General features: G+C 70.6%; 11 protein-coding genes and 4 pseudogenes. 14 read left to right on the top strand and 1 reads right to left on the bottom strand.

Annotated elements, in window-relative coordinates; translation table 11 throughout:
- Positions 1-127 precede the first annotated feature (127 nt).
- Together H0X00_RS16245 and rimM are read left to right on the top strand one after the other, a co-directional pair.
- Positions 128-364 carry an RNA-binding protein gene (locus H0X00_RS16245; protein ID WP_293772850.1) on the top strand — a complete coding sequence of 79 codons (237 nt, stop codon included), beginning with the start codon at positions 128-130 and terminating at the stop codon, positions 362-364.
- 4 nt (positions 365-368) lie between these two features.
- Positions 369-875: pseudogene (gene rimM / locus H0X00_RS16240) on the top strand (ribosome maturation factor RimM); the annotation flags it as partial.
- Here the strand turns inward: rimM and H0X00_RS23905 are convergent.
- Positions 870-935 (bottom strand): annotated as a pseudogene (locus tag H0X00_RS23905) (hypothetical protein); the annotation flags it as partial. The pseudogenes rimM and H0X00_RS23905 sit on opposite strands and share 6 nt — an antisense overlap.
- 74 nt (positions 936-1009) lie before the next feature.
- On the opposite strand from H0X00_RS23905, the gene trmD reads away from it, so the two are divergent.
- The 12 genes and pseudogenes from trmD to H0X00_RS16180 all read left to right on the top strand — a co-directional run.
- The gene (gene trmD / locus H0X00_RS16235) at positions 1010-1834 is read left to right on the top strand and encodes a tRNA (guanosine(37)-N1)-methyltransferase TrmD (RefSeq protein WP_293772847.1); all 825 of its coding nucleotides are present in this window, start codon (positions 1010-1012) and stop codon (positions 1832-1834) included.
- A 66-nt stretch (positions 1835-1900) separates the two neighbouring features.
- On the top strand, positions 1901-2260 hold the full coding sequence (gene rplS / locus H0X00_RS16230; RefSeq protein WP_293772845.1) for a 50S ribosomal protein L19: 360 nt from the start codon (positions 1901-1903) through the stop codon (positions 2258-2260).
- A gap of 121 nt (positions 2261-2381) precedes the next feature.
- Positions 2382-3221, top strand: coding sequence for a signal peptidase I (gene lepB / locus H0X00_RS16225; RefSeq protein ID WP_293772844.1), 840 nt, complete (start codon positions 2382-2384; stop codon positions 3219-3221).
- Positions 3214-4197: a signal peptidase I gene (lepB, locus tag H0X00_RS16220; protein WP_293772842.1), complete on the top strand. Its 984-nt coding sequence runs from the start codon at positions 3214-3216 to the stop codon at positions 4195-4197. Before lepB (H0X00_RS16225) ends, lepB (H0X00_RS16220) begins: the two co-directional genes overlap by 8 nt.
- Complete coding sequence (lepB, locus tag H0X00_RS16215) at positions 4184-5242, top strand: signal peptidase I (RefSeq protein ID WP_293772841.1); 1059 nt, start codon at positions 4184-4186, stop codon at positions 5240-5242. Before lepB (H0X00_RS16220) ends, lepB (H0X00_RS16215) begins: the two co-directional genes overlap by 14 nt.
- 2 nt (positions 5243-5244) lie before the next feature.
- Positions 5245-5871: pseudogene (locus H0X00_RS16210) on the top strand (ribonuclease HII); the annotation flags it as partial.
- A 95-nt stretch (positions 5872-5966) separates the two neighbouring features.
- Positions 5967-6275: a DUF2469 domain-containing protein gene (locus tag H0X00_RS16205; protein ID WP_293772838.1), complete on the top strand. Its 309-nt coding sequence runs from the start codon at positions 5967-5969 to the stop codon at positions 6273-6275.
- A 7-nt stretch (positions 6276-6282) separates the two neighbouring features.
- Positions 6283-6858, top strand: a complete 576-nt coding sequence (locus tag H0X00_RS16200) for a hypothetical protein (RefSeq protein ID WP_293772836.1) — start codon at positions 6283-6285, stop codon at positions 6856-6858.
- Positions 6859-7044: 186 nt separating this feature from the next.
- Entirely contained in the window at positions 7045-8904 is a 1860-nt protein-coding gene (locus H0X00_RS16195) for a heparinase II/III family protein (protein ID WP_293772834.1), read from the top strand.
- A 144-nt stretch (positions 8905-9048) separates the two neighbouring features.
- Positions 9049-9405, top strand: a complete 357-nt coding sequence (locus tag H0X00_RS16190) for a YraN family protein (protein ID WP_293772833.1) — start codon at positions 9049-9051, stop codon at positions 9403-9405.
- 70 nt (positions 9406-9475) lie between these two features.
- Positions 9476-11023 carry a YifB family Mg chelatase-like AAA ATPase gene (locus tag H0X00_RS16185; RefSeq protein ID WP_293772831.1) on the top strand — a complete coding sequence of 516 codons (1548 nt, stop codon included), beginning with the start codon at positions 9476-9478 and terminating at the stop codon, positions 11021-11023.
- Positions 11020-11381 (top strand): annotated as a pseudogene (locus H0X00_RS16180) (DNA-protecting protein DprA); the annotation flags it as partial. The gene H0X00_RS16185 and the pseudogene H0X00_RS16180, both read left to right, overlap by 4 nt.

Raw genomic sequence — 11381 nt, 5'->3', positions numbered from 1 at the left:
CTCCGGCCGAGAACCCGGTCGCGCAGGCTGCTGCCCCCGAGGAGGCTCCGGCCGCCGAGGCCGCGGTCGCCGAGGAGCCGGCGGCCCCCGCGCAGGACGCGGCGGCTCCCGCCGAGGAGAGCTGACGGTGCTCGAGGACGCCCTCGACCACCTGGTCCGCGGCATCGTGGAGCACCCGGACGAGGTCCGGGTGCGAGAGCGCAACCAGCGCAACGGCAAGGTGCTCGAGGTCCGGGTGCACCCCGACGACCTCGGCAAGGTGATCGGCCGCTCCGGTCGCACCGCCACTGCCCTGCGCACGGTGATCTCCGCCCTGGGCGGTCGCAACATCCGCGTGGACCTGGTCGATCAGCGCGGACGGTAGTTCGGTGCAGCTCGTCGTCGGGCGCATCGGACGCCCGCACGGCGTGCGCGGCGAGCTGACTGTCGAGGTCCGTACCGACTCCCCGGAGCGCAGGTTCGCCCCGGGGAGCGAGCTCGCCACCGATCCCGCCACCGCCGGGCCGTTGGTCGTCACGGGCCTGCACTGGCACAGCGGGCGGCTGCTGCTGACCTTCGCCGGCGTCGGGGACCGCACCGCGGCCGAGGCGCTGCGCAACGTCATGCTCGTGGTGGACGTGGACGCCGACGAGCGGCCGGAGGCCCCGGACGAGTACTACGACCATCAGCTGGTCGGGCTGGCCGTGATCGGCGCCGGGGGAGAGCCGCTCGGCACTGTCGCCGACGTCCTGCACCTGCCGTCGCAGGAGTTGCTCGCCGTCACCACCCCGGACGGCGGCGAGGTGCTGGTCCCGTTCGTGGTCGAACTGGTTCCCGAGGTCGACGTGGCCGGTGGCCGGGTGCTCGTGACCCCGCCGCCGGGCCTGTTCGAGGACATCATCGAAGAGACCGCCGAGGACACCGCCGAGGACACCGCCGAGGACACCGTCGAGCACACCGCCGAGCACACCGCCGAGCACACCGCCGAGCACACCGCCGAGCACACCGCCGAGGACTCGACGAGGTCCTGATGCGCGTCGACGTGATCGGGATCTTCCCCGAGTACCTGGCCCCGTTGGAGCTCTCGATCGTGGGCCGCGCCCGGACGACGGGGCTGCTCGAAGTGGTCGCCCACGACCTGCGGGACTGGACCCACGACGTCCACCGGACGGTCGACGACACCCCCTACGGCGGTGGCGCGGGCATGGTGATGAAGCCCGAGCCGTGGGGCGAGGCGCTGGATGCCGTCCTGGCCGGCGGACCAGGTGGCGGACCTGCCGGCGCACGCGCCCGGCTCGTCGTACCGACGCCCGGCGGGCGCCCGTTTACCCAGGCTCTGGCCGAGGAGTACGCGGCACTGCCTTGGCTGGTCTTCACCTGCGGCCGCTATGAGGGCATCGACGCCCGGGTGGCCGCGCAGGCTGCCGCCCGGCCCGAGGTCGAGGCCGTCGACGAGGTCTCGCTCGGCGACTACGTGCTGGCCGGCGGCGAGGCCGCGGTCCTGGTGATCGTCGAGGCGGTGGCCCGGCTCCTCCCGGGGGTGCTCGGCAATCCGGACTCCCTCAGTGAGGAGTCGCACACCGACGGTCTGCTGGAGTACCCCGTCTACACCAAGCCGCAAGCCTGGCGCGGGATCGAGGTCCCCGAGATCCTGCGCTCCGGCGACCATGGGCGGATCGCCCGCTGGCGCCGGGACTCCGCGCTGCGCCGCACCGCTGCCGTCCGCCCCGATCTGGTCGCCGCGCTGGACCCGGCCGGCCTGGACCGGGCCGACCTCGCCACCCTGGCCGCGGCCGGCTGGGTGCCGGGGGAGGACGGCCGGTTTCGTCCGGTGCCCCCCTGTGTGCCAGACTGAGAGGTCAGTTCACGCCCCGCCGCGGGCGATTGTCTTTGCCCTGCTGGCCTAAGGAAGCGACCTTTCATGCACACCCTCGACTCCGTCGATGCCGCCTACCTGCGCTCGGACATCCCGGCGTTCCGTCCCGGCGACACCCTGAAGGTCTCCGTCCGGGTCGTCGAGGGCAACCGGTCCCGCATCCAGGTCTTCCAGGGCGTGGTCATCCGCCGCCAGGGCAGCGGCCTGCGCGAGACCTTCACGGTCCGCAAGGTCAGCTTCGGCGTCGGCGTCGAGCGGACCTTCCCGGTCCACACCCCCTCGATCGACCGCATCGAGGTCCTGACCCGCGGTGACGTGCGCCGCGCGAAGCTGTACTACCTGCGCGACCTGCGCGGCAAGAAGGCGAAGATCAAGGAGAAGCGGGACCAGGCCCCGGCCAAGTAGGTCCGGCCCACCCCGCAGCAGCCTTCCCCCCGGAGAGCCGGCCCCGACCGGAGTTGGCGGCCAACACTCCTCAACGAATGGCCCTCGGCGCCCAAGGGTGCGCAGTTACCCTCGACCGAGCATGGACACCGACCGCGACGACGGCCCCGCCGTGGACGATTTGGCCGTGGCGTCGGCGCTGACCGCCGTCCGTACGAGCCCGTCGTCCCATCGGCGCGCGCCCGCGCCGCGGCGGGCGGCAGCGAACGGTCGGGCGCTGAACGGAGCTGAGTCGGCCGGCGGCCGGGCGGAACTGCGCGCGGCGCGTCGGCGCAAACTGCGCCGGATCCAGGCCTTCGTCGTGGTCGGCCTGCTGGTCATGATGACCATTGTCCGCGGGCTCATGTTCCAGGCCTTCTCCATCCCCTCGGTGTCGATGGAGCCGACCCTGCTCGTGGGCGACCGGGTCCTGGTCAACAAGATGTCCTACGACGTGGGCTCCCTGCAGCGAGGTCAGGTGGTCGTGTTCGACGGCGCCGGGAGCTTCGTCCCCGAGCGCACCGACTCGCCCGGCCTGTTCAGCCGGACCCTGGGCGCGATCGGGCTCAACAACGGTGAGGACGACTACGTCAAGCGGGTGATCGGCCTGCCGGGGGACCGGGTCGCCTGCTGCGACGCACAGGGCCGGCTCACCGTGAACGGCGTCCCCCTCGACGAGCCCTATCTCTTCGAATTGGACCTGCCGTCGCGGGACCGCTTCGACATCCTGGTCCCGCCGGGCCGGGTCTGGGTGATGGGCGACCACCGCAGCCGCTCCGCGGACTCGCGTGCCCACCTCGGGGACCCCGGCGGCGGTACTGTTCCCATCGACAAGATCGTGGGACGCGCCATGGCGATCGTCTGGCCGCTGGGCCGGGCGGGGTGGTTACCCATCCCCGAGAGCTTCGAACGGCTGACGAATGGAGGGGCCCCCGGTGAGTGATCCGGCTGCGCCGGTTGGGCCCGGCGACCCGGACGAGCCGACCGAAGGGTCCGAGCCCCGCGGCGCCGACGACGCCTACGCCGCGGATTCCGATGCTCCCGAGAGCGCCGACCCCGCTGAGGTGCTGCCTCCACCGCCGAGCCGCCGCGCGATGCGCCGCGGTGAGGAGGACCCGGCCGAGGCCGAGGCCGGCCAGCGCCGCGTGGGTCAGTCCTCCTCCCTGATGCGGGAACTGCCGATCCTGGTGTTCGTCGCGCTCGCGCTCGCGCTGCTGATCAAGACCTTCCTGGTGCAGGCCTTCTTCATCCCGTCGGATTCGATGGAGAACACCCTGCTGCAGGGCGACCGGGTGCTGGTGAACAAGTTCGCCTCGCACTTCGGTGACGTGAAGCGCGGCGAGGTCGTCGTCTTCCGTGACCCGGGCGGCTGGCTGCCCGCCACCAACGACGACGGCGGTGGCAACCCGATCTCCAAGGGCCTCAAGGACGTCTTCGTCTTCGTCGGCCTGCTGCCCTCGAGCAGCGAGAAGGATCTGATCAAGCGGGTCATCGGCGTGCCGGGCGACAAGATCGCGTGCTGCACCAACGGCAAGGTGACCGTCAACGGCATCGAGCTGGAAGAGCCGTACATCTACCCCGGCGACAAACCGTCGGACCGGCAGTTCAGCGTCACCGTCCCGCCGAACCGGCTCTGGGTCATGGGTGATCACCGCTCGCTGTCGGCGGACTCGCGGGTGCACATGACCGACCCGGGCAACGGGACCATCCCCGCGGACAACGTGGTCGGCCGGGCCTTCGTCCTGGTCTGGCCGTTGGGTCGCTGGTCGACCCTCGGCGTGCCGGACACGTTCAAACGCAAGGAACTCGACGCCGCCGCGGTGACGACCTCCTCGATCGGGCTGGTCGTGCTGGTGCCACTCGCGCTGGCCCGGCGGCGGCGCTCGGGGTTAGTGGTTCACGAGCATGTCGACGCCTGAGGGCGACCGGCCCCTCTTCACTCCCGACCCCCTGCCGGGGTCCGGAGATGCCGGTGCGGGTGGGTACATCCCGCCGGTGCCGAACTACCCGACCTACTCACCCGGCTTCCCGGCGCAGGGCGTGCCCGAGCACGAGATGCCCGAGGACGACATGCCGCGCCGGCCGACGCAGCGCCGGATGGTGCGCCGTGCGCCGGAGGAGCCGTCGCCGGACCCGGTCGACCACGCCCCTGAGGTCGGCCGTCCCTCGGCCTGGCTGCGCGAGATCCCGATCCTGGTCGCGGTGGCGCTCGGCATCGCCCTGCTGGTGAAGACCTTCCTGGTGCAGGCCTTCTTCATCCCCTCGGAGTCGATGGAGAACACCCTGCTGACCGGGGACCGCGTGCTGGTCAACAAGTTCGCCGACCGCTTCGGCGGGGACGTGCAGCGCGGCCAGGTGGTGGTCTTCAAGGACCCCGGCGGCTGGCTGGACGACGGCGAGGACGACACCAGCGGCAACCCGATCGTGAAGGGCCTCAAGGACGTCTTCTCCTTCGTCGGCCTGCTGCCGTCCACCAGCGAGAAGGACCTGATCAAGCGCGTCATCGGGCTGCCGGGCGACAAGGTGGTCTGCTGCACCGACGGCAAGATCACGGTCAACGGGGTCCCGCTCGACGAGCCGTACCTCTATCCCGGCGACAAGCCCTCGGACCGCCAGTTCTCGGTGACGGTGCCGCCGAACCGGCTCTGGGTGATGGGCGATCACCGTTCGGACTCCGCGGACTCGCGCTCGCACATGGACGGGCCGGGCAACGGCACCGTCCCGGCCGAGAACGTGGTCGGCCGCGCCTTCGTGCTGGTCTGGCCGATCAGCCGCTTCGACGTGCTGGGCGTCCCGGACACCTTCAAGCGCTCGGAGATCGACGACGCGGGGCTGGGCACGCAGGCGTCCGCGGTCGGGCTGACCGGGGTCGGCATGGTCTGGCTGCGGCGCCGCCGTGAGCGGGCGCGTCTGGCCGAGACCGCCGTGCTCGGGCCCGCGGTCGAGACTCGGAGCGGGAGCTGACCGTGCTCCCGCGCGGTACTGCCGTCCGTCGCGACTCCGGGCTCTACGGCTATGAACGTGCCCTCGCCCGCTGCGGCCTGACGCCGGTCGCTGGCGCGGACGAGGCCGGCCGGGGCGCCTGTGCCGGGCCGCTGGTCGCCGCCGCGGTGATCCTGCCCGAGGGCAAGCGCGGCGAGGTGCCGGGTCTGGCCGACTCCAAGCTGCTCCGACCCGCGGCCCGGGAGCGGGTCTACGACCAGGTGCTGCGCCGCGCGACCGCCGTCGGCGTCGTGGTGATCCCGCCCGGCGACATCGACCGGGTCGGCCTGCACCGGTGCAACATCGCCGCGCTGCGCCGGGCGCTGGCCCGGCTGAGCACCCCGGCCGGCTACGTGCTCACCGACGGCTTCCCGGTGGCCGGGTTGGGGGTGCCGGGGCTGGCCGTCTGGAAGGGCGACCGGGTGGCGGCGTGCATCGCGGCCGCGTCCGTGGTGGCCAAGGTGACCCGGGACCGGATGATGGTCGAGCTGCACGCCGAGCACCCGCAGTACGGCTTCGACGAGCACAAGGGCTACATCACCGCGGAGCACACCTCGGCCCTGCACGCGCACGGGCCCTGCCCGGAGCACCGTTTCTCCTACGTCAACGTCCGGGCGGCGGCGGGGCTGCGGGTGCCGGTGGGCCTGGTCGAAGAGAATGCTCTGGTCGACAGCATCGCCGGGGAGATCGGGGAGGAGGAGTACCGATGAGCGCGGAAGATCTCGAGAAGTACGAGACCGAGATGGAGCTCCAGCTCTACAAGGAGTACCGCGACGTCGTCGGCCTCTTCGCCTACGTGGTCGAGACCGAGCGCCGGTTCTACCTCACCAACAACGTCGACCTGCAGGTCCGGACGGACGCGGGGGAGACCTACTTCGAGGTGACGATGTCGGACGCGTGGGTCTGGGACATGTACCGGCCGGCGCGCTTCGTGAAGAACGTCAAGGTCGTCACGTTCAAGGACGTCAACGTCGAGGAGCTCGCCAAGTCCGAGCTCGAACTGCCGAAGGAGTAAGCGGCCCATGGACTACGCGACCGTCGCCCAGGCCGAGCGGTTCCTGATCGCCCAGCGCTTCACCGCGATGGTCAACCGCTACGACGTGTCGCTGGTCGGTCCGGACGGGAGAAGCCCGGGTGAGCCGGTCTGCTTCGTCGAGCAGAAGCGGATGGCGTTCAAGGAGCAGGTCGATTTCCGGCTGCCGGACGGACGCACCTCGTTGTTCGGGTTCAAGGCGCGGTCGGTGCTGGACCTCGGGGCCACCTACGACGTCACGGCCGCGGACGGCACCGCGATCGGCACCTTCAAGAAGGAAGGCATGAAGTCCCTTCTGCGCTCGACCTGGCGGATGTCCCAGCCCGGCCAGCCCGACGTGACCGGCCAGGAACGCAGCGTCCCGATCGCTCTGTTGCGCCGGCTCCAGGACCTCATCCCGCTGCCCTTCCACTTCGACTTCACCGTCGACGGCCGCCCGATCCTGTCGGTCGAGCGGCAGCGCAGCCTCCGGGACCGGTACCTGCTCACGATCCACGTGCCAGGGCTGGACCGGCGCTTGGCAATAGCCATGGGCGTTGCCCTGGACGCGCTCCAGCAGCGCTGACTCCGTCGCTTAAACGGGGCGAAAGCTTACAAATCGGACATCGCCCGCCATTGCAGGCTTCATTTGTTCGATTGGAACCGACTTGACCATCGCCGCGTCAGTATGAGGACACGGCCGGTTAGGGGATCGGCCGAGTACGGACGGCGGGGGCGCGGTCCGTAGGGGTTTCGTGGGGGAGTACAAGCTATGGGACGCAAGCGTTCCGCCGTGTCGTGCGGCGTGGCAGTGACGATGATGACCGGCGTCGGCGTGTCCGGCCTGCCGAGCGTCGCGCACGCTGTCGAGGACGGCGGCATGGTCACGATCGCCGAGGTGCTGGGCTGCGAGGAGCAGACCGAGTTCCCGGAGTCGACGGCCGACGACCTGCTCGGCGGCGCGCTCAAGATCCAGCCCTGGGGCTCGATCAACCTGCCCATCCTCGGCCCAGTCGTCGACATCGACTGGGGCATCAGCCCGTTCCGGCACCCGTCGTGGGAAACCAAGTTCCGAAGCCTGCGGTGGGTCGACACGCTGGTCGACATGGCCGTCAACCCGGACGTCGACATGCTCAAGCGGACCTTGGCGCGCAACCTGGCCGAGGGCATCCTCAAGGACTGGATCAAGGACAACCGGCTCTACGACCCGAGCCCGCTGCCCTTCACCTGGGTGGGTGCGAGCGCCGTGGCGCAGCGGGCCGAGGGCCTGCTCTGTGACCGGCGCGCCTTCGGTGAGCCGGCGTGGATGGACCAGGCGCTGCTCGACCACGGCCGGTTCCTGACCAACAACTGGTCGGGCACCTGGAACCACGGGACGATGGAGGCGATCACCCTCTACCGGATCGGCTGCATCACCGGCGACACCGCCGACCGTGCGCTGGGCAAGGCGCGGCTGGTCGACTCGTTCAAGGCGAACCGGCTGGGCCCGGTGATCGATGCCGAGGGCGTCACCAACGAGCAGGCCGTCGGCTACGCCGACTTCCAGGTCCGGCTCTGGAACAAGGCGATGCGGACCCTGCAGGCCTGCGGCGACTCGGTGCCCGACATCATGCGCCAGCGCGTGGCCAAGCTCCCGGCCTTCCTGGCCGCGGCCACCCAGCCCGACGGCACGCTCGTCCAGCTCGGCGACACCTACAAGGAGCCGGCCGGCATCGTGGCCGGTACGCCGCTGGAGTACATGGTCACCAAGGGCCAGTCCGGCCCGCGGCCGACCAAGCGGGTGTCGGTCTTCAAGGCCGGGTACGTCTTCGGGCACAGCGGCTTCGGGCAGAGCCGGGCGTTCGACAAGGAGTCGTTCTACAGCCTGCGCTTCGGGCGGGCCCGGCAGGTGCACGGTCACTTCGACCACACCTCGATCACCTACTTCGCGCACGGCATCCCGATGCTGGTCGACTCCGGTCACGACGGCTACCAGGACTCCGCGAACCGCGACTACCTGCGTTCGCAGGCCGCGCACAACGTGCTGATGGTCGCCGGTGTGAAGGCCAAGGACGTCGAGACCAAGCTGGTCCGCCGTCAGATCGAGAAGGACTGGCAGTTCTACGAGACCGCCGACCGCGCGTACGGCATGGAGCGCAACCGCAGCGTGCTGTTCGCGCAGGGCCCGGACATCGCGGTCGTGCTGGACCGGACCGCGGCCACCAGCAAGACGCACAGCTTCCGCCAGCTCTGGCACCTGGACCCGGGCATGAAGGTGGCCCGCCAGAAGCGCGGCGTCGCCGTTGCGGTCCCGAACAACGGCACCAACGCCAAGCTCTGGATGATCCCGGTCGACCTGGACGGCGACCGCATCCGCACCTCCTCGACGAAGGTGATCAAGGGCCGCACGCTGCCGCGTCAGGGCTGGGTGTCCGAGGGCATGCTCGACCGCCAGAAGGCCCCCGTGGTCCAGATGTCCCGCTCGGGCAAGGCCGCCGAGGTGCTCACCGTGATGGTGCCGACCTCGAAGCAGGCCAGCGTCAAGACCTCGATCAAGGGCATCGGCAACGGCGTGAAGGTCCTGACCGTCACCATCGACGGCAAGGACCACAAGTTCAAGCTGAGCTCGGGCGGCAAGATCTCCGCCCTCTGATCTCCACCTGCGCAGCAGACGAGCACTTCCCGGCGGGGCACTGTCCACAGGACGGTGCCCCGCCGTTCTTGTCCACAGGTCGGCCCGCTTCGCGAATCTGACCCCTCGTCATGGTGCAAGGTCACCCCCGGGGGTGATCGCGTGATGCGCGCGAAGGATGCACTGGGGCGCTACGGCGAGGACGTCGCGAGCCGGTACCTGGCCGAGGCCGGGCTGGTCGTGCTGGAACGCAACTGGCGCTGTCCGGCGGGCGAGATCGACATCGTTGCCCGGGACGGCCCGGCGCTCGTGGTGTGCGAGGTGAAGACCCGCCGCGACGACGCCTTCGGTGGTCCGTACGCCGGGATCACGCCGGCGAAGCTGAACCGGTTGCGCCGGCTCGCGGCGGACTACGTGCGCTCGCTGAACTGCCGGGTGCCGGAGATCCGGGTCGACGTCGTCGCGGTCTGGGCCTCGGGGCGCGGTGCTCCGCGGGTCGAGCACCTGCGCGGTGTGCTGTGAGCGAGCGCAGCGAGCGAACCATGGGATCCGAATGCGGCTCCGCGAGGACGAAGTCCGTGGCGGAGACGTCATGAGCGGGGGCCTGGCGCGCGGCTGGTCGGTCGCGCTGGTCGGGGTCACCGGGCAGTTGGTCAGCGTCGAGGCCGACGTGGGTTCCGGACTGCCTGGTTTCGCGCTGCTCGGGTTGCCGGATGCCGCGCTCAACGAGTCCCGCGATCGAGTGCGAGCGGCGGTCGTCAACACCGGCGAAGAGTGGCCCAAACACAAGGTGACGGTGTCGATGTCCCCGGCCGATCTACACAAGCGGGGGAGCAGATTCGATTTGGCCCTCGCCGTCGTCGTACTGGCGGCTGACGGAAAGTTACCGGTCGAGGAACTAGAGGACCGGGTGCTGCTCGGCGAACTCGGCCTCGACGGCGGCCTGCGGCAGTTGCGCGGTGTGCTCCCTGCGGTGACCGCCGCCGCCCGCGCCGGGATCAGGCGGGTGGTGGTGCCGGAACCGAACGCGGCCGAGGCCGCGCTCGTCGATGGCGTCGAAGTTGTCGGCGTCCGCTCGCTCGGTCAGTTGCTCGCGATGTTTCGCGGGGATCCGGTGCCCGAGGCTCCGGCAGTGCCTTGCATCGAAGGCGGCGGACCGCCCGCGGTCCTGGAAATGCCGGATCTGGTGGATGTGCGTGGGCACGCCGAAGCGCGACTTGCGCTGGAGGTCGCGGCCGCTGGCGGACACCACATTTTTCTTCACGGTTCGCCCGGTGCAGGAAAGACGATGCTTGCCAGCCGCTTGCCGGGCTTGCTCCCGCGGCTCAGCCGAAAGCAGGCGCTCGAGGTCACGGAGATTCACTCCGTCGCAGGCCTGTTGCCGCCGGCCGTTCCGTTGGTGACCGCGCCGCCGTTCTGCCAGCCGCATCACTCCGCGACGTTGGCCGCGATGGTCGGTGGTGGGACTGTGAAGGAGATCCGGCCGGGTGCGGCGGCGATCGCACACCACGGGGTGATCTTCATCGACGAGGCCACCGAGTACCGCCCGGGGGTGCTGGACAGCTTGCGACAGCCGCTGGAGTCCGGGGAAGTCGTCATCGCGCGGTCGGGGATCACGGCACGGTTCCCGGCGCAATTCCAGATGGTGATGGCAGCGAATCCGTGCCCCTGCGGGGCACCTTCGGGGCCGCGGAGCTGCACGTGTACGTCCGACGTGCGTCGGCGCTACGCCGCGCGGCTGTCTCGGCCGCTACTCGACCGCATCGACATCCAGGTGATGGTCGATCGCCCGAGTCGCTACGAGCTCCTGCAGGCGCCCGACGGCGAGACCAGTGCGGTGGTCGCCAGTCGGGTGCTGGCGGCCCGCCAGCGCGCCGAGCACCGTCTGCGCAACACGTCCTGGTCACTGAATGGGCAGGTGTCCGTGCGGGCACTGCGCTTGCAGTTTCAGCCGGATGCGACAGCGATGCGGTTGGTCGAGGCGGCACTCGACCGCGGCTCGCTGTCGGCGCGGGGGATGGCCAAGGTGCTGCGAGTCGCCTGGTCCATGGCCGACCTGGCGGGTCTGGATCGGCCAGGAATGGACGAAGTCGGAATGGCATTGGCCTTCCGAGCCGGAGCGCAAGGAGGATGGACGTGAGCGGCACAGGGCTGAACGATGCAGCACGGAGTGCGCTGGCGCTGCTGATGGCCGTGGCCGAGCCCGGCGACCCGAGGGTCGGGGCGGCGCTGGACCGGTGGGGCGCGCGGGATCTGATCGACCGGGTGCGCGAGGGCGGCGGTGGGTTCCCCGGCGCCCGGGCGATGCGGTTGCGGCTGGAGGCGGTGAGTGGAGCGGAACAGCTCGCGCGGGCCGGCTCGGTGGGGGCGATGCTGGTGGCCCGCGGTGACCCGGACTGGCCGACCCAGCTCGACGACCTCGGGCCGGGCCGGCCGTACGGATTGTGGACGCACGGCTCGATCGCGCTGCGGCCGGCGCTGCTGCGCTCGGTCGCGAT

The organism is Sporichthya sp. (assembly GCF_013815995.1).
Lineage (GTDB): Bacteria > Actinomycetota > Actinomycetes > Sporichthyales > Sporichthyaceae > Sporichthya.
This window is presented reverse-complemented; position numbering and strand designations above follow the sequence as displayed.